At 42.9% G+C, this 22,228-nt stretch carries 17 protein-coding genes; 7 read left to right on the top strand and 10 right to left on the bottom strand.

Features of this window, described 5'->3' with window-relative positions; genetic code table 11:
• Positions 1-46: 46 nt before the first annotated feature.
• The 4 genes from J699_RS17325 to J699_RS17340 form a co-directional block, all read right to left on the bottom strand.
• Entirely contained in the window at positions 47-1,237 is a 1,191-nt protein-coding gene (locus J699_RS17325; protein WP_032869049.1) for an MFS transporter, read from the bottom strand.
• 442 nt (positions 1,238-1,679) lie between these two features.
• Positions 1,680-3,134, bottom strand: a complete 1,455-nt coding sequence (locus J699_RS17330) for a SulP family inorganic anion transporter (RefSeq protein WP_032869048.1) — start codon at positions 3,132-3,134, stop codon at positions 1,680-1,682.
• A 344-nt stretch (positions 3,135-3,478) separates the two neighbouring features.
• On the bottom strand, positions 3,479-3,928 hold the full coding sequence (locus J699_RS17335) for a hypothetical protein (protein ID WP_005230167.1): 450 nt from the start codon (positions 3,926-3,928) through the stop codon (positions 3,479-3,481).
• Positions 3,929-4,097: 169 nt separating this feature from the next.
• On the bottom strand, positions 4,098-4,313 hold the full coding sequence (locus J699_RS17340; RefSeq protein WP_005285532.1) for a hypothetical protein: 216 nt from the start codon (positions 4,311-4,313) through the stop codon (positions 4,098-4,100).
• A gap of 595 nt (positions 4,314-4,908) precedes the next feature.
• Between J699_RS17340 and J699_RS17345 the strand changes: the two genes are divergently transcribed.
• Positions 4,909-5,358, top strand: a complete 450-nt coding sequence (locus tag J699_RS17345) for a hypothetical protein (RefSeq protein ID WP_032869046.1) — start codon at positions 4,909-4,911, stop codon at positions 5,356-5,358.
• A gap of 110 nt (positions 5,359-5,468) precedes the next feature.
• Here the strand turns inward: J699_RS17345 and J699_RS17350 are convergent, their stop codons facing one another.
• Complete coding sequence (locus J699_RS17350; protein WP_079281806.1) at positions 5,469-6,368, bottom strand: LysR family transcriptional regulator; 900 nt, start codon at positions 6,366-6,368, stop codon at positions 5,469-5,471.
• Between the two features lie 258 nt (positions 6,369-6,626).
• Between J699_RS17350 and J699_RS17355 the strand changes: the two genes are divergently transcribed.
• Positions 6,627-7,781, top strand: a complete 1,155-nt coding sequence (locus tag J699_RS17355; protein ID WP_032869045.1) for a YbfB/YjiJ family MFS transporter — start codon at positions 6,627-6,629, stop codon at positions 7,779-7,781.
• A gap of 15 nt (positions 7,782-7,796) precedes the next feature.
• On the opposite strand, the gene J699_RS17360 is transcribed toward J699_RS17355, so the two are convergent.
• From J699_RS17360 to J699_RS17380, 5 genes are all read right to left on the bottom strand, one after another.
• Positions 7,797-8,405, bottom strand: coding sequence for an NTP transferase domain-containing protein (locus tag J699_RS17360; RefSeq protein WP_032869044.1), 609 nt, complete (start codon positions 8,403-8,405; stop codon positions 7,797-7,799).
• Positions 8,402-11,182, bottom strand: a complete 2,781-nt coding sequence (locus tag J699_RS17365) for a nitrate reductase (protein ID WP_032869043.1) — start codon at positions 11,180-11,182, stop codon at positions 8,402-8,404. Before J699_RS17365 ends, J699_RS17360 begins: the two co-directional genes overlap by 4 nt.
• 270 nt (positions 11,183-11,452) lie before the next feature.
• Positions 11,453-13,087 carry a nitrite reductase small subunit NirD gene (nirD, locus tag J699_RS17370; protein ID WP_032869042.1) on the bottom strand — a complete coding sequence of 545 codons (1,635 nt, stop codon included), beginning with the start codon at positions 13,085-13,087 and terminating at the stop codon, positions 11,453-11,455.
• An 11-nt stretch (positions 13,088-13,098) separates the two neighbouring features.
• Entirely contained in the window at positions 13,099-15,645 is a 2,547-nt protein-coding gene (nirB, locus tag J699_RS17375) for a nitrite reductase large subunit NirB (RefSeq protein WP_032869041.1), read from the bottom strand.
• Between the two features lie 28 nt (positions 15,646-15,673).
• Entirely contained in the window at positions 15,674-17,026 is a 1,353-nt protein-coding gene (locus tag J699_RS17380) for an MFS transporter (protein ID WP_032869233.1), read from the bottom strand.
• Between the two features lie 535 nt (positions 17,027-17,561).
• Between J699_RS17380 and J699_RS17385 the strand changes: the two genes are divergently transcribed.
• The 5 genes from J699_RS17385 to accC all read left to right on the top strand — a co-directional run bounded on the left by J699_RS17385 (position 17,562) and on the right by accC (position 22,182).
• Entirely contained in the window at positions 17,562-18,152 is a 591-nt protein-coding gene (locus tag J699_RS17385) for an ANTAR domain-containing response regulator (protein WP_032869040.1), read from the top strand.
• Positions 18,153-19,175, top strand: coding sequence for an ABC transporter substrate-binding protein (locus J699_RS17390; protein ID WP_032882670.1), 1,023 nt, complete (start codon positions 18,153-18,155; stop codon positions 19,173-19,175).
• A gap of 725 nt (positions 19,176-19,900) precedes the next feature.
• Complete coding sequence (gene aroQ / locus J699_RS17395; protein WP_009515629.1) at positions 19,901-20,350, top strand: type II 3-dehydroquinate dehydratase; 450 nt, start codon at positions 19,901-19,903, stop codon at positions 20,348-20,350.
• A gap of 27 nt (positions 20,351-20,377) precedes the next feature.
• Positions 20,378-20,800, top strand: a complete 423-nt coding sequence (accB, locus tag J699_RS17400; protein ID WP_004771941.1) for an acetyl-CoA carboxylase biotin carboxyl carrier protein — start codon at positions 20,378-20,380, stop codon at positions 20,798-20,800.
• A 17-nt stretch (positions 20,801-20,817) separates the two neighbouring features.
• Positions 20,818-22,182 carry an acetyl-CoA carboxylase biotin carboxylase subunit gene (gene accC / locus J699_RS17405; protein ID WP_005285498.1) on the top strand — a complete coding sequence of 455 codons (1,365 nt, stop codon included), beginning with the start codon at positions 20,818-20,820 and terminating at the stop codon, positions 22,180-22,182.
• Positions 22,183-22,228 lie beyond the last annotated feature (46 nt).

Genomic DNA, 22,228 nt, shown 5'->3' with positions numbered 1-22,228 from the left:
GCAACTGGCAATATCCAGATATTGCCAGTTCAATTTTACCTGTATCTTATTTCACGTAAGTCCAACGATTTAATGCCACTATCAGCAATAATACGCCTGATAACGCCATAAAAACTGTACTTAAACCGAACAGCTCAGCAATCATTCCAATCATAGCAGGCCCGACCAGTATGCCTGTATAGGCCAATGTTGACACACAAGACAGTGCGATTGCGCTTGTCATGACGGTCTGACGTCCGGCACGTGAAAACATGATCGGTACGATATTGGAACATCCAGCACCCACTAAAGTATAGCCCAGTAATACCAGCCACCAATGCGGTGCAATACTGACCAGTACCAAACCCAAGGCGGCACAAATCGCGCTATAGCTAAGCAGTTTTTTCTCACCGAAGTAGCGGATCAGAGTGTGTCCGGTAAAACGTCCTGTGGTCATGGCAATCGCAAAAAAGGTATAGGCCAATCCTGCAAAGGCAGCATTTACCCCATATTCATGGGTTAAATAAATCCCGCTCCAGTCCATTGCTGCGCCTTCCATCATAAAAATGATAAAGCAAGCCAACCCGATCAGCACAATCAAAGGTTGTGGCAAACGCTGGAGAAGCGACTTTTTAACGGTCGACGATGCTTCTGGTACTGTATTTTCCACCGCTTTGATACTGAGTGGCGCTAAAAGAACAGCGATAAGTATCAACAGCAAGCTCACTGCCAGCGCACTGACCAGCGGTGAAACACCCAAGGCCAGTAATGCAGTAATGGTCAGTACGCCGGCCAACCCGCCCAGACTGGCCATCCCATGAAAGCCGGACATCAGCGATTTCAGGCTGTTCTTCTCGACCACCACAGCCTGGATATTAAGCGCAACACCCAAGCTTCCTGAGGCTGTACCAAATAAGAATAAGGAGATAGCCATCATTAAAGGGGTACCGCATAAACTCAAGCTTGGCAGCAAAACGGCGAGCAACAATAAAGCAAAGCCAATCGGTACACGGCAGCCAATACGCTGGACGATTTTGCCCGTCGCAGGCATAGCCAGCATGCCGCCTAAGCCACCGCATAACAACAATAAGCCGAAATCTGCATGATTAAAATGCAGACGCTGTTGCGCAAAAGGGATCAGCGGCGCCCAGGCAGCCGTAGCAAAACCCAAGCCGAAAAAGCTGAAGCGAGTTGAAAGACGTTGAGCACTTAATTGAATTTCAGGATCAACAAGGGCAGCTCTGGAAAAAAGGATCATTTAATACCATCCACACAAATTAACTCAGATCTTCCATCTCAGATAAATCTCCATAGAAAAACCCCTGTGGATCTATAGAGCAGTTCTATAAATTCACAGAGGCTTTTATGGCGAAATTATACACAAAATTACATGAAAAACATCTTTTTTTACAAATATAAAATTATTAAATTTCAATTACTTAATTTCATATTTACAATAAAATTAAACTGCTTATTTCTAAGGTCTTTTTGATTTTTCAAAAAAATTTCAATAATAAATCGAAGCATATTCATGGCTTAATTAGTATTTATATAAAATTACGAAGCATGTTGTTTGTATACGAAAAGTTTCAGATCAACCTTACAAAGCTTTATTTTTCTAAAAGATAAAAATCTGCCGCTGAAAAGCAAAAACCCCTGCCAGCGCAGAGGTTTTATTTGTTTATTTTAACCACACCCATTTAGATTTTGGAATGGGTGCCATATTGATCAATCATGATTGAACTGGCTTCATTCAATCCGCGAACGGTGACATCGACGCCATTTTTCTGGAATTTATTCACTACAGTATCCAGCATTGCCACTGAAGTCACATCCCAGATATGCGAATGGGTTAAATCAATAACCACCTGTTTTACCCCTTCTTTAAAGTCAAAACAGTGTAAGAACTTTTCGGATGAACTAAAAAAGATTTGTCCATGCAGTACATATAAACGTGCCGGACCTTCAAATGAGGTCTTCACATGAATGTCATTTTCCAGTTTGTTGGCCAGGAACAATGCCGATAGCAGCACACCGGTTAATACCCCTAAAGCCAGATTATGCGTGGCCACCACTACGGCAACTGTTGCGATCATCACCACATTACTGCTCTTTGGATTGGTACTGAACTGGGTAATTGACTTCCATTCAAAGGTACTGATCGAAACCATGATCATCACAGCCACCAAAGCCGCCATCGGAATGACTTTGAGCCAGTCACTCAGAAACACCACCAGAATGAGTAAAAACACACCCGCACAAAAGGTCGATAATCTGGTCAGTCCACCTGATTTTACATTAATCATGGATTGACCAATCATGGCACAACCGGCCATGCCGCCCATGAAGCCCGAGGCAATATTGGCAATACCCTGCCCTTTACACTCTTGAAACTTGTCGCTGGGCGTATCGGTCATTTCATCGACAATCGTTGCGGTCATCATCGATTCCAGCAGGCCGACTACCGCCATGGGAATGGAATAAGGCAGGATGATCATCAATGTTTCAAGATTTAAAGGAATATCAGGTAACAAAAATACCGGCAACGTATCTGGTAATGCACCCATATCGCCAACTGTTCTGAGATCCAGCCCCATAGACATTGCTATCAGGGTAATGATGATAATGCACACCAGCGGCGATGGCAGCAGCTTTCCAAGCTTTGGAATCAGGGGAAATAAATAGATAATGGCCAAACCGAGGGCAACAAAAGCATATACATGCCATGTCACATGCATCAGTTCCGGTAACTGGGCCATAAAAATCAGAATGGCTAAGGCGTTGACGAAACCGATAACCACAGATTTAGAAACGAAACGCATCAACTTGGCCAGTTTGAGATAGCCCGCAATAATCTGGAATACACCTGTCAGAATGGTGGCTGCCAGTAAATACTGTAGTCCGTGTTCCTTGACCAATGTGACCATCAGTAAAGCCATGGCACCTGTTGCAGCAGAAATCATGGCCGGACGACCGCCGACAAATGAAATCACCACCGCAATACAGAAAGAAGCATACAGGCCAATTTTTGGATCGACACCCGCAATAATGGAAAATGCAATCGCTTCTGGAATAAGTGCCAGACCGACCACAAGCCCGGACAAAATATCCCCGCGAATATTGGAGAACCACTGTTCCCGAACATTGGATAACATAGAAATAGCCTATTGGTATATTTTTAAATAAAGGCCAGTGATGTGATATATACATGCACACGACTACACCACATCACTAGTCAAAGTGATGAGTTAATTTTCAAGCAAGAGAAATCAACTAGGGTGGCGTAAGCTGCATAAGATGAATGAACAGATCAGAATGAATTGTGGCGCTAGCCTAACATAGGGATAAAATGATGTCTAACCGTATCTTCACGTCCTTCAATGACCACCTTCCGTCTATTTAAGCAAAAAAATACCGCCTATAAAGACGGTACGCTGCAGTCCAGCGATTGCAGAAGTATGAGGGGTTCGGAGCCTCATACTTCTTTAGCACAACTTGTTTAACTCATTGAATGTTGTTTGAACTCTTCGCTTTTAAAATAGGAGACCAATTCGTCATAGCAATCCTCTGGCTGCGGACGAACCGGTTTCTGAATTTCATAATGAACCGTAAATTCAGGTGGAATATTTTCCAGAATTGGAGGAAGTTTTTTCTTACCGCCAATGGTGATTCTTTCAATAAAACCTGCTAACCATAAAATGAATTCATCCCGATGTTGATGATGTGGCACTAGGCTAACATCAATATTCAGGGCATCTTCACGTAGCGGCTTTTGGAAACCTTCCTGAAAATCGATATACTGGTACAGCAATTTCATTTCTGTCCCCTTGATTTCCTCGCGCACTTCTTTAATTAAAAAATTTAAATACTCAACAGGTTTTTGCGTAAATTTTTTTTCATCTTTAAACTTGTTATACACTTTTTCCGCTATACGCAAATATTGTGGCATTTGTTATCTCCTCCATATTTTCTACACAGGGTAAATTATGGAGATATCCTAGTTATCATTTGTAATGATTGTTTAGTTTTATTTTTACTATGTAACTGTAATGTATAAGGAAAATCCTGAGCGGCTGACTCAGGATTCGGCTAGAACCACACTTTAAACAGTGACTCTTTTAACACTTTTGGATCTTTATGATATCGGTTAGGTTATTTCCGCTTTCCTGTTCTTTATGTTGATAAACAATTTGTAATATTTGCTGACTTTCTAAATTTTTTAGAAAATGAAGAATATTTTGCATCTCATCGATGCCATAGCCGTATCCGATGAATAAAAACTCACCTATACCCAGCCGGGTTATACTCTGTTCAAGCTTTTGTATATTATTCATTATCCTCTCCAATCCATAAACCAGCTTTATTTATATAATAGGACAAAGAGATCAATTAAAAATACGGCTTGTACATTTTATTAACAACTCATATTCAAGTATAATCATTAGGACGTGTAACTTTACAAAAAAACATTTTCAAATAATTCAGCCCAATAATTTTTATATTGGTTTAAATCGGCTATAAGGTAGCCTCAACAAAACCACATAACGATTTTAATTTTTTATAAACATAATTTATATTCGTAAAGTCAGATTGATAATAAATACGTTTATTAAAACCCGATTGCTGCTACTGTTGAAGTACCTGCAACAGCTGCTCTAAATCAGCAAAAATTTTAGCAAAGGATGAGCCAAAACAATCCCGCTCCTATCTGGGTAAAACACATGGTGAAGCGTATAGCTTATAGAGAGATGAGACAACCAAGCTAATTCTCGCTCAATGCTGAGTAGCACCTAACAAAGAATTTGCCGGAACAACTTTGAAGTTACATGTGATAATAGTGTTAACAATTTAACAAATAAATTTAGTTAAATCTTACATTTATTCAGGTTTTACTAGAGATAATGCTGATGACTTGAAGAATAAGCTACAATGACATATCAAAATGAAATACAGACTTTAACCCATCTTGCTACCACCTTTCGCGAAGCTTTGGATCACGTAACCAATGGCTTTATTACCGGTGCGTTTAGTAAATTTCCGAAGGAATGTGGTTCGGATGCTTGTGAGCTGTTGCAATATTATTTACTTAATGTCCATTATATCAAGTCTGATTATCGGGTGGGAAAAGTTCAGATTTCTTCACGTACACCAGAAATCGCGCACTGTTACCTAGTGGTTAATGGGGTCATTCTTGATCTTACCGCCGATCAGTTTCATAAAGAATGGTTCCCTAAAGTGATTGTTTGTGAAAGTGCACAGTATCCTTTAACCCCTTATTTTAAATATGTTCGCAGTAAATCGGGACAAGATTTGATTCCATTAAATCCTTACTTACAGTCTATTTATGACCAGGTGGTAAAATATCTGGAAAGAAAATAGCTTCAACTTTCAAATAAGCGATTCGAGTATAAAACGAGATGATGTTATTTTATACTCGAATAACCCTCAACTTATTCAAAGCCTGATTAAAAACAAATATCAGCGCCACGCTAAGAGCGAACTATTTCACTTTGCTGATCCGGCAAAGACATCATTTGTAAATGCTCAAAGAATTGATGCATATTGCTTGCCCATTTGTTTGTATCAAGATCGGCAATAAGATAAGTGTGCATGTCTTCAAGCAAATTTATATCGTGAATGTGCACCCGCTGGGCAAAATGCGATTGCTGTACATAACTGATCGGTAAAATCGCAAGTCCCACATCCAGACTGACACAACTCACAATGCCATCCAGACTCCCCATTTCAATGATGTTGACTGCCGGAAGATGCCATGAAGACAGAAACAAATCTATTGCTTTGCGATAGCTACAACCTTGCTTAAAGGCAATAAATTTCTTTTGCAGCAGATATTCTTTAGAAAGTTGTGGGGGTGCTTTTTTTGAAGAAATTAACACCAGCTTCTCGGTCCAGACATGAAAATTAAACATGCCTTCAATCGGGGCATGATTGGCAACAAATGCACAATCCAGCTTTGAAGCTTTCACCAAATCAATCAGTTCCCTGCTGGGTGCAGTTGATAAGGCAAAAGGAAAATCAGGCGTAGATTCTTGTAAGTCCCGAAATAAGGCTGGAAGCCTGACCGCCGCCGTTGTCTCCATACTACCAATCTCTAAAGGGAAATTGGCAGCAAGCTGATGATGAGCAAATGTATCCAGCAGCTCTTTTTGTAAATGGAGCATTTTTTCTGCATAGCCATATAACTGCATACCTGCTCGGGTGGGCTGCACCGGATTTTGCCGATGTAACAGCTCAACCTTCAGTTCTGTTTCCAGTTTTTTGATATGGCTGGTGACGTTGGACTGCACCGTATGCAGGACCTTCGCCGCTTCAGAAAAGCTACCTAGCTTTACCACCCGCATAAATATTTCTAAAGACTTAATCTGCATCGCTATCACTATTAAAGATAGTTGGTATCAATTCAAATCATTTTACATGATTAACTTCTGTTGTTTAAATCTTATTGAATTTTTCGGGATCTAGAGAAGATACAGCATGAACGCTTCTAAACTTATATTTTTAATCTGTATTTTAAGCGGTTTGAGCTATGGGCTGTTTTTAGTGGACACCAAAGTGTTTGGCAAAGCACGGCCCTTAGATCACCTCAACTCTCGTGATTAAATCGTGGTATTGAAAAAATGAGCAGGATGAATACAGCAATCTCCAAGCAAGGCCCGCTTAAATCAGCATTCAGTGCAGCACTAATAATGGCGATTGGCATGGGTTTTGGCCGCTTTGCATTTACGGCAGTCTATCCACATATGATTGCGGAAGGCATCTTGAGTTTACATAGTGCCAGTATCGCGGCATCGGCCAATTATGCAGGCTATTTATTCGGGGCTTTATTCGCGATTAAGATTCAGTCACAGCATAGCTATGCCACCTCAGTATTTGCCACTATAGGTACGACACTTTGCCTCATCCTGCTTGCTTATGTGGATTCAGCTTCGGTGATTATTTTTATTCGTGGTCTTGCCGGTGTATTGAGTGCCTTCGCCATGGTTTCAGCCTCGTTATGGCTATTAGAACAACAGAAACAAAGCCATCAAGCCCCTATTTTATATGCTGGTGTAGGGCTTGGGATTGCCTTGTCCGCTGAACTTTTGGTTTTTGGTACACAACTGGATTGGCAGAGTAAAAGCTTATGGTTATTTCTTGGCGCATCGAGTTTGATACTGGGTTTCGTTGCTATTGTAGGGTTATCCCGAGCTCAGCCCCGATCAGCTTTCGAATCGAATCTATCTCATAGCTATGCTAAAACACCCAAAGCTATATCATTGATTATGATCTATGCCTTGGCAGGCTTTGGTTATATTATCACGGCGACCTATTTACCCTTGCTGGTCAGACAGGCTTTACCAAATATTGAGGCGGCACACATCTGGGCAATCTTCGGTTTAGGTGCGATTCCTTCCTGTTTTTTCTGGCATTATCTCCATAACAAACTGGGGACACGAGTCGCTTTATCTTCTAATCTGGGATTGCAGGCCATCGGTGTAGTATTACCCATCATTATCCCCACTGCTTTGGGTTATCTGTTAAGCGCGTTACTGGTGGGTGGAACCTTTATGGGAACGGTGACCATTGCCATGCCGGTGGCACAGCGAATCACACGTCAAAGCAAAAGTAATTTAATTGCCATTATGACTGTGGTGTATGGCCTCGGTCAGATCATTGGTCCAATCACAGCAAATGCCCTATTCACCATCTACCATACGCTCAACAGTTCACTCATCACCGCAGCGACTGCATTATTGATTGCAACCCTAATGAGTCTTAAATCAACTAAGACTATTCATTAAGCTGAAACAGAGGGCTTAAAAAACTTTCATCTGCTTGTATTGTTGTAGCTCATCCAGGGAGTTAATGCTATGACAAAACAGGCTCTGCTTCTGAAATGCCACCGTCTGCGCCTCCAGTTGTTGGAAACAAGGTCGCAAGCTGAGTTTATTCTCAGTGATTGCTTGTTCCAGCACAGGCAGACTGTCACGCTTTAGCAAACAAAATGGATATAACCCATCTCCATTGATGGTGACGTAGGCCACCTGTGCTTGAGGAGTCTTGTGCAAAGCTCGATGCAATTTGGCTAAAACCTGATTGGGAATATAGGTGATATCACATGGGATAAATAATACATGGTCAGCTTTAACATGCGACCATGCGCTTTTCATGCCCATTAATGGACCTAAAAACCCTGGTTGATCATCCGTATAACAGTGAATATCAGCTGCAATTTGCTGGTAAATCGAACGATCACGATGACTATTCACCCAGATCTGCTGGACCTGATGCTTAAAGTGCTCAGAAATTTTTAACAGTTGAATCTGATCATCAAACTGTTGCAGCAGCTTGTTCATGCCATTCATACGATGCGCTTGCCCTCCCGCCAAGATCACCAGATCTGTAGCGGGATATTCGATATTCATGCTTCTGCCTCCAATTGACAGGTTTTAATCAAGCCGCGAATCTCAGGTAAACAAGAACCACAATTGCCACCTGCTTTTAAACAGGCTGTGACTTGTTTTTCATGGGTGATGTTTTGCGTTTTAATGGCTTCAATAATCTTATTTTTACCCACTTTAAAGCAACTACAAACCAGCGGTCCATCATTATTTGCAGCAGACATCGGCATACCCGCCAGCAAGGCTTTACGATGCAAGGCACTTAATCGTTCACGTTTAAACAGACTCGCCACCCACTCCCGATCGGGTAATAACTCAGCCGGTGCAATATATAAACTGGCAATCAGGATACCGTCTTTTAAAATCACACTATGACTGAGTTGCGATGAAATATCTTCAAGGCTTAACCATTCATAGGTTTCATCGACAAAAGGCAACAAGCTTTTTAAATTCTTTTGGGTTTGGTCAAGACTTTGGCGATCGGCCAGTTCATAACGGATGGCTTTTGCCGTTTTGATCTTGGTCCACCAAGCACAACGTTGTAAGGATGCTTTAATCTGATGTTCAAAGCCTTCACGGACATAAAGCACCCCTTGCCAAGTGGTATGGAAAGGCTGAATCGCCACAGGGGTATGTTTAAACTCAGGCTCTCCAGAAATCGCATCCACCACAGGATTGACCACTTTACCAATCCGCGCATCCGAAGCGACTTGCTCAGTCCAGTGAATTGGCGCAAAGATTTGGCCACGGCGTACGCCTTGTGCCAAGGTCACACGCAGTACGCAACGCCCCCATTCCGAACGAACTTCAACCAAAGCTTTATCAAGGATACCGAATTTTAACGCATCATTCGGGTGAATCTCGCAAAAGGGTTCAGCACGATGCGTAGTCAGGTTTGCCGATAAACCGGTACGGGTCATGGTATGCCATTGGTCACGAATCCGTCCCGTGTTCAACACCAATGGATAATCTTCGGAGATGGCATGCACTGGATCAATGGCAACGGTTGGAATCAGTTTAGCTTTTTGGTTTTTATGGCTAAAACTGCCCCGATCAAATAGCTGTTCCACCGCAACACTTTGACCTTTCTGCCATACAGGCCATTGGATTGGACGTAGATGCTCATATTCATCCAGACTTAAATTCATTAGGCCTTTTAAATTGAAATAACGGAAATTTTCAACTTGCTCACGTTGATCAACACTGGCATTTTGATAGGCCGATAAAGCCGCATGTTCATTAAAAATGTCACAGGCATTGCTAAACTCGAAACCAGTAAAACCGAGTTTTTTTGCAACCTCTGCCACAGCCCACCAATCCGCTTTGGCTTGCTTGGGTGGATTTAAAAAGGCACGTTGCCGTGAAATACGGCGTTCAGAATTGGTGACCGTACCATCTTTTTCCCCCCAAGCTAATGCTGGTAGCAAGACATCGGCATAAGCCGTGGTATCGGTATCTGCACAAATATCAGAAACCACCACAAACTCACATTTTTCCAAGGCACGTTTGACTTGATCTGCATCGGGCAGGCTCACCACCGGATTGGTGGCCATAATCCAGATCGCTTTGATTTTGCCACTTTCCACGGCTTGGAATAGATCAACGGCTTTTAAGCCAGCTTGCTTGGCAATTACAGGACTGTTCCAAAAGCTTTGTACCAGATGTTGATGTGACGGATTATCCAGCTCCAGATGCGCAGCCAACATATTGGCCAATCCTCCCACCTCACGACCGCCCATAGCATTGGGTTGACCGGTCATGGAAAATGGCGCTGCACCTAATTTACCAATTTTTCCAGTGAGTAAATGACAGTTGATAATGCTATTGGCTTTATTCACGCCTTGAGAGGATTGATTGACCCCCATCGAAAATAAGGTGATCACCTTTTCGGTTTGCGCAAACTTATCAAAAAACAGCTGTAATTTTTCTGCAGAAATTCCGGTACGTTTCACCAAGGCATTAACATCTTGCTCGCTTTCACTTGCAGCTACCAATGCCGCTAAACCTTCGGTATAGGTCTCTACAAAATGATGGTCGGTGTAATCATGATGATAAAGATGCTGAAACAGGCCATTAAATAGGGCCACATCCTGACCAGGTAGAATCGGCAAATGCAAATCCGCTTGCTCACAAGTACTGGTAAAACGGGGATCGACCACCACTACAAATAAATCCGGATTATTGCTCTTGGCCTGCATGATGCGTTGATACAAGACAGGATGACACCAGGCGGTATTAGAACCAACTAAAACCACCATGTCCGTATGTTCAAAGTCTTCATAACTGGCTGGGACGATATCTTCACCGAAGGCACGTTTATGCGCTGCAACTGCAGACGACATACATAGGCGTGAGTTGGTATCAATATTGGCAGTACCCAAATAGCCTTTTACAAACTTGTTCACCACATAATAATCTTCGGTCAACAGCTGACCTGAGACATAAAATGCAACGCTGTCAGCGCCATATTGATCAATACACGCTTGGAACTGGTCTGCAATTTTTTCAATCGCCTGATCCCATGTCGTCACTTGACGATGGTTTTTACGGCCAAACATCGGATGCAAGACACGGGTTTCCAAGCCTAGCGTATCGGCTAAATTGCTGCCTTTAATGCAGAGTCGTCCAAAGTTTGAAGGATGCTCTAGATCTCCTGCAACTTGTACCGTCGTGCCATGCGTTTTATGTTGAACACTGACATCCACACCACAGCCCACACCACAATAGGGACATGTTGTTTTTGTTATAATTGTTTCTGCTTGATCGGAGCGACTGTGTTCTAGATTTTGAATACTGTTCATGACTGCCCCTTTTACCTAGTTAATCTTTTTAAAGATGCTTACTCTCGGGAGTCTTACCGAGTTCTCATCTTATTTTCAGGCTAAGCCTTCGGCTCGACCTACTTTTCATTCGGGAAAAGTAGGCAAAACCATTGTCATCTGCAAAACCTGTTCTCTTCTTTCACCTGTTTAGCTTCATCGCAGAAACATTTATTACAAAAACCATGCAGGTTGCAGATGACCCTTCCGAGTATCAAATTACTTACTTAGGAATTTAATTTCTTAGAACTATTAACCTGCCTTTTTCATTGCAAAATCCTTACCAAATAACAGCTTATTTCTAAAGCTAGAAACAGGGGTTTGATCAGCGATCAGCTCGGCATACCACATGCCATCTTCCGTATCACCAAACAGAACTGCACCAATCACTTTGTCTTTCTGGATAATGATACGTTTATAAATTTGACGCTTATCATCATTAAGGATGATGTCTTCATAATCCTCTTTCGGTTCGCTATTTTCTAAATCAATTCGCCCAGCCGAGAATACATCCACACCGCTGACTTTTAACTGTGTTGGTACGGTCGGTGATTTAAAAGTTAAGCTGCCATGTTCAGCCAAATGCGTTGCACAAATAAAGGCTTGTCCCCATAGCGGCTCAACCAGACCAAAAGTTTGATTACGATGCTCGATGCATTCGCCCACGGCATAGATACTTGGATCAAAGGTTTGCATGGTGTCATTCACCAAGATGCCCCGGTTACAACGCAGTCCTGCACGTTGAGCCAATGCAATATTCGGGCGAATCCCAACCGCAAAAATCACTAAATCTGCATCCAGTACCGTTCCATCTTTAAGGCGAACCTGACGGACATGACCTTCTTCACCGAGCAATGCTTCGGTATTGGCTTCGGTAATAATATTAATACCCTTTTGCTCAATACTATGACGTAACATACGGCTGGCACGTCCATCCAACTGACGTTCCATAATTCGATCCATCAGGTGCAAAACCGTGACATTCATACCACGTTGTTTCAGCCCGTAGGCCGCTTCCAGACCCAGCAAACCTCCACCAATCACCACCGCATTTTTCTTGCTTTCGCAATATTTGATCATGGTGTTGACATCATAAATATCACGGAAGCTGATCACACCTTTTAGGTCTACACCTTGCACAGGTGGAATAAACGGCGATGAACCTGTGGCAATAATCAAACGATCATAATCAACACTTTCACCTTTCTCGGTATGTACCACTTTGCGAGTACGATCAATCTTGATTGCAGGGTCATCGGCAATAAATTGAATCCCTTTGTCGCTGTACCACGCATGTGGATGCAACATGATGTCATCAATGGTTTTTTCACCTGAAAGTACGGGTGACAACATAATACGGTTGTAATTGCCCCAAGGCTCCTCGCCAATCACCGTGACTTCATAGCGATCTGGTGCCATATCCAGTAGGTCTTCTAGGCAGCGCATACCCGCCAGACCATTACCAATCAACACCAGTTTAAGCTTTTCTTGCGCAGCGCCATTATTAGTAATATAGGTTTTTTGCGGAACAGACCCGACCCAAACACGGCCATTTTCAATTTTGGTTGGAAAAACCAACAGCTTTTGATCTTTATCTTCCAGACAACGACCCGTCGCCAAGCTGAAATGTTGTTTATAAATCGGCGATGCAATCACGCGTTCACCTTGTAAATCGCCAATGATGCCACGACACATCACATTGGCTTGGCTGAATGGATCCTTATTGCTAAGCGCATAAATGCGCTTTTCGTGAGCGACACGAAACAGCGCCACCGATTGACCTTCAATCAATGCGCCGACACCCGTATTCGGTGTGATATCTTCCAACGCACAGACCTCAATCCATTGATTTTCTGGCAGCATATTGATGTTCTTTAAACTGGTCATGTGAGTTCTCCTTATGCTTCAACCATGGGGATACGATCGACTGAACGTTCAGCATCATTTAAAGGACGAATCTGATCACGTACTTGAGTAAATTGAATATGTGGATCAGCTTGTTCCTCTGCACTGGCGTTGATATAGGTTTGGAAACGTTTACGGATTTCAGGGTCTTCAACCGCAGTACGCCATTCATCTTGGTAAGTCCCAATCACATGGCGCATACGGCTTTCAAGTTCTTCAGCCAATCCTAATGAGTCATCCACAATCACTGATTTGAGATAATCCAGACCGCCTTCCATATTGTCACGCCAGACACTGGTACGTTGTAAACGATCGGCAGTCTGGATATAGAACATAAAGAAACGGTCGATATAACGAATCAGGGTTTGAGTATCCAGATCAGATGCCAGAAGCTCGGCATGGCGTGGTTTCATACCGCCATTACCACAGACATACAGGTTCCAGCCTTTCTCGGTGGCAATCACCCCGACATCTTTACCTTGTGCTTCAGCACATTCGCGGGTACAACCCGACACTGCCATTTTTAGTTTATGTGGTGAACGTAAGCCTTTATAGCGATTCTCAAGTTCAATCGCCAAGCCCACAGAATCATCGACGCCATAACGGCACCAGGTACTACCGACACAAGATTTCACGGTACGTAAGGATTTACCGTAAGCATGACCTGATTCAAAACCTGCTGCGTTGAGCTCTTCCCAAATAAACGGCAGTTGATGGATTTGCGCACCAAATAAGTCAACACGTTGTCCACCAGTGATTTTGGTATACAGGTTATATTTCTTGGCAATTTGACCGACAGCAATTAAGCCATCTGGCGTGACTTCGCCACCTGCCATACGCGGCACCACCGAGTAAGAACCATCTTTTTGGATATTACCCAAGTAGTAATCGTTACTGTCTTGTAGACCTGCATGACTTGGTTCAAGTACAAAATCATTCCAGCACGATGCCAAAATATTGGCCGCCATCGGTTTACAAATATCACAGCCTAGACCATGACCATGTTGCTGAATCAGATCATCAAAGGTCTTGATTTCATTGACACGAACCAGGTGATAAATTTCTTGGCGTGAGTATGGGAAGTGTTCACAGACATGGTTATTGACGGTCACCCCTTGGCGTTGCAGTTCAGACTTCAATACTTGCGTCACTAAGGGCGCACAACCACCACAGGCGGTCGCCGCTTTGGTACATTTTTTCAATGCCCCCAAAGAGGTTGAGCCATCACAAATCGCTTGGCAAATATCGGCTTTAGAGACGTTATTACATGAACAAATGGTGGCGCTATCAGGCAATAAATCGACACCACTGCCGCCTGCTTTGGCACCTGAATCGGCAAAGCCAGGCATAATCAGACTTTCGGGTGTTTCAGGAAGCGTCAAGCCATTCAGCATCATCTGTAGCAGGTCATTATATTCTTTGGCATCACCGACCAAGACTGCACCGAGTAACTTGGTCTTGTCTGCATCCACCACAATTTTTTTATAAACCAGTGCGTCCTCATCCGCATAGAAATAGCTAAGTGAGTTTGGGGTCATGCCATGCGCATCACCCACAGATGCCACATCAACCCCCATCAACTTCAACTTGGTGCTCATATCTGCACCGGCAAAACAATGGGTTTCTTCTTCTAGAATATGTTTTGCTGCAATACGTGCCATGTCATAGCCAGGTGCGACCAGACCGTAGATTTTGTTATCCCACAGCGCACATTCACCAATCGCATAGATATGTTGATCTGAGGTTTGGCAATAATCATTGATTTTAATCCCACCACGTTCACCTAACGCTAAACCACTGACACGCGCTAATTCATCACGTGGGCGAATCCCTGCTGAGAATAAAATAATATCTGTTTCCAGTTCACTACCGTCAGCAAACTTCATCACATGTGTTGCGCTTTCACCCGCTTCAATACATTGCGTCGCTTTTTGGGTATGGACTTTTACCCCAAGATTTTCAATTTTACGGCGTAGAACTTTACCACCAAGATCATCGATCTGTACCGCCATCAAACGTGGTGCAAATTCCACCACATGGGTTTCCAGATTTAGATCACGTAATGCTTTGGCAGCTTCCAGCCCCAATAAACCACCACCAATCACGACACCTGTCTTCGCATTTAAGCTTGCAGCACGAATAGCATCCAAGTCTTCAATGGTACGATAGACAAAACAGTTTTCACGGTCATTGCCTGAAATTGGTGGAACAAAGGCATATGAACCTGTCGCCAAGACCAGTTTGTCATAATGAATCACTTCACCTAAATTGGTGGTCACCGTTTGCTCGGCAGGATTGATCTCAACCGCTTTGGTATTTAATCGGAGGTCAATCCCATGCGCATCGGCAAAATCAAAACGCGCCAGTGATAAGTCTTTGGCTGTTTTACCAGAGAAGTATTCAGTCAAATGAACTCGGTCATAGGCAATACGTGGTTCTTCAGCAAGAATGGTAATTTCTAGTTCATCATCAGCTTTCTCCAAGATGGCTTCGATGAATTTATGTCCCACCATACCGTGGCCAATCATCACTAATTTCATTGTGTTTCTCCTAAAATCTGACGAATGATTAAGCTATGCTGCTGTGTTCTGAGCCACGTTCTAAAACGGCCTGTTCAAACAGGCGTTGTTCTTTTTCTTTATGTTCGACTGAAAAGCGGATCAACATGACTGAACCTGCGGCAAACACCACTAGACCACCTAACATCATCAAGCAGGTTTGAATATCGACCATACCTTTTAACAAGAAACCCGCCGCAACTGCACCCACATTGCCGCCTGCGCCAATGATGCCTGCCACACCACCTAAAGCATCACGATCAATAAAAGGAACCAAGGCATAAGTTGCACCACAAGCCATATGCGTAAACAACGCAAAAACCGTCATACTGATCATGGCAAGCGCAACGCTATTCATTTGTGAAAACAGCATCAGGAATAAGCCTTCACCCAAGATCAGGATAAACAGCACTTTGGTGCGGCCATCCAGTCCTTTTTTCAGGGCAACTTTGTCTGAAACCAGCCCACCCAGCGCACGGGCAAACAGCGCCAATAAACCAAAGATTCCCGCAGCCAGACCCGCTTCCTTTAAGCCAAAATTGAAGTGCTCGACGTAATACATCGCAATGATGTTGTGCATGAAAATTTCAATTCCGAAACACGCGGCATAAGAGGCAAACAGGATCCAGACACGATAGTTGCGTGCAGCATGCATCAAGATCGCAACACCGCCTTTTTTGTCATTTCCAACCACCACACCTTGTGCACGCAATGCTTTAAAGTCGCCTTGAGGGCTGTCTTGGGTCAGTTTCCAGTAAAGGATACCGACAATCACCATCATCACACCCGGGACGATCAGCGCAATTCTCCAACCCATGGCTTGTTCAACACCAAACATCACCAATGCAGCTAATAACAATGGCATCAAAGCTTGTGTAGCACCACCACCGGCATTGCCCCAACCCGCTGAAGTGGCATTGGCGGTTCCCACTACATTGGGCGCAAACATAATGCTGGTATGGTATTGCGTGATCACGAAGCTGGCACCGATGGCACCAATCAACAACCGGAAGAACAGGAAGGATTCATAACTGTTGGCAGCGGCCACACCAAATACCGGAATACTGCCGATGAGTAACAAAGCAGTATAGGTTTTACGTGGGCCATACTTATCACACAGCGGCCCGACAATAAGGCGAACCACTATCGTGATGGCCACAGCAGCAATATTGATATTTGCGATCTGGTCTTTGCTTAAATGAAATTCACCAGCAATCACCGGCATTAACGGCGCGCAAGCAAACCAGGCAAAGAAGCAAACAAAGAAAGCCAGCCAGCTCATGTGGAATGCCCGCATTGCTGGTGCAGAAAAGTTAAATAACTTGATTGAAGTTGCTTTTTTAGCAGATAAATCTATAGACATTGCCATCTCCCATACTGAACGTAATTTGCTCTGCTGACACATCAGGTTGTGTCAACAAATCGATCAGATCGGACATCGTTGGCCGTCTTAAACATTTATAAGTCATCTTTGACTCATGGAATATTTAGCAATTGCTATGCCAACTTTTAATAATAGAACTTTGTTAATAATACAAGTATTTGTTTTATATAGATTAAAAATACAATCACTCTTCTAAAAATTGATTCTTTTTTGTCACTCCATTTATAAAAACAAGAAATGAACTGTTTTAACGCAGCATTGAAATTGCTTCAAAAAAACTCTTTTTTTGCACCACGAATGTGCAAATTTATTTTGTATTAGCGGGTCAATGCTTTTTCATTTTTCTTTCTATTAATTGCAGTACACTTCTATCTATGCAACATCTGGCAATGAATGCATCTCCAAATTTAACCCGTTATTGATTGGCATTAAATTTGCTTCAAAACAATCGTCTCTACCCTATACCGCACATGACTTTAGATGTGCTTTGACTTAGCCTTTGACCTTTATACATATGCCGAAACTCAAGATCGCTCTTATTGATGACGACCAGGCTCGGGCTGAATACCTAAAAGCATGCTTGATTGAACATGACTTTGATGTGGTGGCTTGTTTTACGCTGGATCACTTCAATCTATTTAAACTGGAACACCTGCAGGCAGATGTGATTCTGCTGGATATGGAACATCCACATCGCGATGTGATTGAAAGCTGTGTCAGCAACTTTGACCTTCCAACTGTCTTGTTCACCAAAAATGCAGATAAGAACACCATTAAGCAAACTATTGATGCAGGTATTACTGCTTATATCGTTGATGGTATTGACCCCAGTCGTTTACATACCATTCTGGATATTTCAATTGAGCAATATAAAAAACATAAAAAGCTGGAGGGTGACCTCAAAGATGCCAAGACCAAACTGGCTGACCGCAAAGATATTGAAAAAGCCAAAGTGTTGCTGATGCAATTGCATGGGCTGACTGAAGATACCGCCTTTCAACTGCTCAGAAAAAATGCCATGAGCCATCGTATGACCATCGGAGAAATGGCACGGCGCCTGCTCGATGCCCAGCAACTGTTAAATAATCAATTAAAGGATGAGTAAATGATTCATTCTGTCGCATTAGAAAAAACTGAATTACAACTGGGCTATATTCCTTTACTCGACTGTGTTGCCCTGCTGTGGGCCAAGCAGCGTGGTTTTTTTGCTGAAATCGGCTTAGAAGTAAATCTGGTCAAAGAAGCTTCTTGGGCCAGTTTACGCGATCGACTGGCCTTTGGCCTGCTGGATGCAGCGCATTGCTTATCGGCAATGCTTCCTGCGGCGGCCATCGGGGCTGACCAGATTGGCATTCCGTTGCAAACACCTTTGGTACTGAGTGAAAATCGCGCTTTTATTAGCATCAGCCAGAAACTCTGCTATCAACTGAATATTGATTCTCACGATTCGGCCGAGTCTTCTGCGCAAAAAATCGTTGAATATATCCACAATAATCACCCTTTATCCCTCGCGCATGTATTTCAGTATTCAATTCATCATTACTGCTTAAGAGAATGGTTGGCCCTGGCCAGTCCTGAATTGGCACAATCCATTCAGCTGAAAATCTTACCGCCACCGTATATGGTAGAAGCCATCAGCAATCATCTGATCGATGGATTTTGTGTGGGCGAACCCTGGAATACACAAGCTGAAATTCAGGGCCTGAGCCATATTGTCTGCTCCAGCCAACAGATCATCCCGAGTGTTGCAGATAAGGTGCTTGCCGTGACACAGGACTGGGCCAGACAACATCCTAATACGTTAATTGCACTTAGTCGTGCCATTCTGAAAGCCCAACAGGAATTACGGGAACTGCAAGACTTTAGGCAGGTATGGCAAATGCTGGTGGAGTTTGATGTGATTCAATTTCCATGTTCAGCGGAGATTCATGTCGAGAAATATTTCAGCATTCAGAAGATTATCCGGAATTTAGTGCAAGATAGCGCTCAACCTAAAGTAGAAGATTTTGAATGGCTGTTTCAGCAAATGCATAAATGGAATGATTTGGAGCCAAAACCAAGCACTTATCTTAAGCAGGCACAGCACTGTATCTTAGGATCGATTTATCAGGCAGCCCAAGCAAGTTAAATCTAGGACAAAAAAAAGCTGTCTTGAAGTTCCAAGACAGCATTGAAAGACCCATAAGAGCGGACGCCAATCAAAAGTCAGCTCTTAAGTGATTGTTATGATATGGAACTCATGCATATCTTTTTCGGACATTTTTATGTCATTAACTGCCATCTAAAACCCGTGTTTTCATCATTTTTGCCAATGGTCATCACAACCCTAATGTTCAATCCATAAGCAGTATGCCTATCAAAAATCCTGCCTTTATCTCCAACTTGATCAGGCACAGCTGATTATATGAAAAATCAATCTTTATCTGATCCAATAGCAGGAAAATGCACGACCAAACACCCAGATTAAACAATTTAAAAACATAAACTTATACAAATAAAAGCCAAAGCTGCATTCAGCTTTTCAAAGCAACCCGACTACCCCTTAGTGCTTAAAATACGATATAAAAATCAACAGCCAGCCGCCAGATTGACTGCTGAGTTACACAAATCCCATGAACGAATTGGGGTATTTCAGTTTAAAATACAAAAAAACGAAAATACGCTGAAATTTGTCATATTTTAACATTGCCAATTCCTTGCAAAGTTTTCATTATATGCACCATGCTTGGTATGCAACATTCTTCATTGATTAAAACAAATTATAAAAAAATTGCAGAATTTTATGCCATAATAAGCAAACTTTGCAGACATCTTGCAAAAAACATTTGCAGTTTTAGAATTGGAGCAGGCTGAATGAGCTCAACCATTTTGGTGATTCACGGACCGAATTTGAACTTGCTAGGAAAGCGCGAACCAGAAGTTTATGGTTATCTCACTTTAGAGGATATTAACCAGCAACTCACTGCTCAGGCTAAACACGCATCCCTCACATTAGATTCTTTTCAAAGCAATTGGGAAGGTGCGATTGTCGATCGCATTCATCAAGCACAAGCTGAAGGGGTAAAATTCATCATTATCAACCCTGCTGCCCTGACCCATACATCGGTTGCTTTACGCGATGCCCTGCTCGGCGTTGCAATCCCGTTTATTGAGGTTCATTTGTCAAATGTTCACGCGCGTGAAGCATTTCGTCATCACTCATATTTATCAGATAAGGCCATTGGCGTGATTTGTGGCTTAGGTGCGAAGGGTTATTCCTTTGCACTCGATTACGCTATCGAAAAAATTCAATCTTCTAACTAATTTTAAACACATTAGGAATGCTCACTCATGGATATCCGTAAAATCAAGAAGCTCATCGACTTGATGATTGAATCTGACTTACAGGCGATTGAAGTTAAGGAAGGTGACCAGTCCATCTCGTTAACTCGTCCTACACCTGTTTATGCAGCAGCTCCAGTTGCAGCAGCGCCAGCAGCGTCTGCCCCAGCAGCGCCAGCAGCAAAAACACCACGCGGTGCTGTTGAAACGTCACCAATGGTAGGTGTGTTCTATGCCGCACAAAGCCCGGGTGAAGCACCATTTGTAAATGTAGGTCAAACAGTTTCTGCGGGTGAAACACTCGGTATCATCGAAGCGATGAAAATCATGAACCCGATCGAAGCAACCAAGAGCGGTGTCATTGAAGAAATTTTAGTGAAAAACGGCGAAGTGATCCAATTCGGTCAACCACTTTTCCGCTACCGTGCTTAATTTGTCTGGGGATTCCGATGTTGCAAAAAGTATTAATTGCAAACCGTGGTGAAATCGCTTTACGAATTACTCGGGCTTGTAAAACTCTTGGCATTAAAACAGTAGGTATCTATTCAGATGCCGACAAAGACTTGATGCATTTACGCTTCGTTGATGAAGCAGTATGTATTGGGCCAGGTACCACAAGTGAAAGCTATTTAAATATTCCTGCAATTATTACTGCTGCAGAAATTACAGGTGCAGATGCAATCCATCCTGGTTATGGCTTCCTGTCTGAAAATGCTGAATTTGCTGAAATTGTAGAAAGCTCAGGTTTCATTTTCATTGGTCCTCGCCCTGAACATATCCGCCTCATGGGAAATAAGGTTTCTGCCATTATTGCCATGAAAAAGTCGGGTGTTCCAACCGTACCAGGTTGTGATCATGCGGTTACCATTCACAATGCACTTGCTGAAGCCAAAGAAATTGGCTTTCCATTGATCGTAAAAGCCGCTTCTGGTGGTGGTGGTCGTGGTATGCGTATTGTCGAACGTGTCGATACGCTGCTTGAATCAGTTCAGGCTGCACAGCGTGATGCTGAAATGTGGTTCGGTGATGATACCGTGTATATGGAGCGTTTCTTACAGAAACCTCGCCATGTTGAAGTACAGGTTCTCGGTGATGGTAACGGCCATGCGATTCACTTATATGATCGTGACTGCTCGTTACAACGTCGCCATCAAAAAGTGCTAGAAGAAGCACCTGCTCCAAACTTACCAGAACAAGCGCGTGCGGATATTCTGGAAGCATGTGTCAATGCCTGTAAATTGATGCAGTATCGTGGCGCGGGAACATTCGAGTTCTTGTTTGAAGACGGTGAATTCTTCTTTATTGAAATGAATACACGTGTTCAGGTTGAACATCCTGTGACCGAAATGGTGACAGGCGTCGACATTATTGAACAGCAACTTCGCATTGCGGCTGGTTTAGGCTTAGCGCTTGAACAAGAGCAAATCGAAGTTAAAGGTCATGCGATTGAATGTCGTATCAATGCTGAAGACCCGACTACATTCCTGCCTTCACCAGGCAAGATTGAAAGCTTCTATGCACCGGGTGGTGCGGGCATTCGCCTAGATTCACATATTTATCAAGGTTATAGCATTCCGCCTTACTATGATTCAATGATTGCAAAATTGATTGCCCATGGTAAAGATCGTGAAACTTCTTTGGCCCGTATGCGCCAAGCCTTAGATGAAATGATTTTGACAGGAATTAAAACCAATATTCCTTTGCATAAAGATCTTATCCTGCAAGATAAGAACTTCTGTGAACAGGCAATGGATATTCATTACCTCGAAAAACATTTGCTCAAACAGCTGGAACCGCAAGCTGAAAAAGCTTAAATAAAAAAGCCTCTTCATTGAAGAGGCTTTTTTATATCTATCTGGT

Source organism: Acinetobacter sp. 1000160, from assembly GCF_000588715.1.
GTDB classification, from domain to species: Bacteria; Pseudomonadota; Gammaproteobacteria; order Pseudomonadales; family Moraxellaceae; genus Acinetobacter; species Acinetobacter courvalinii.
The sequence above is the reverse complement of the archived record's forward strand: the minus strand, read 5'-3'. Positions and strand labels throughout refer to the sequence as shown.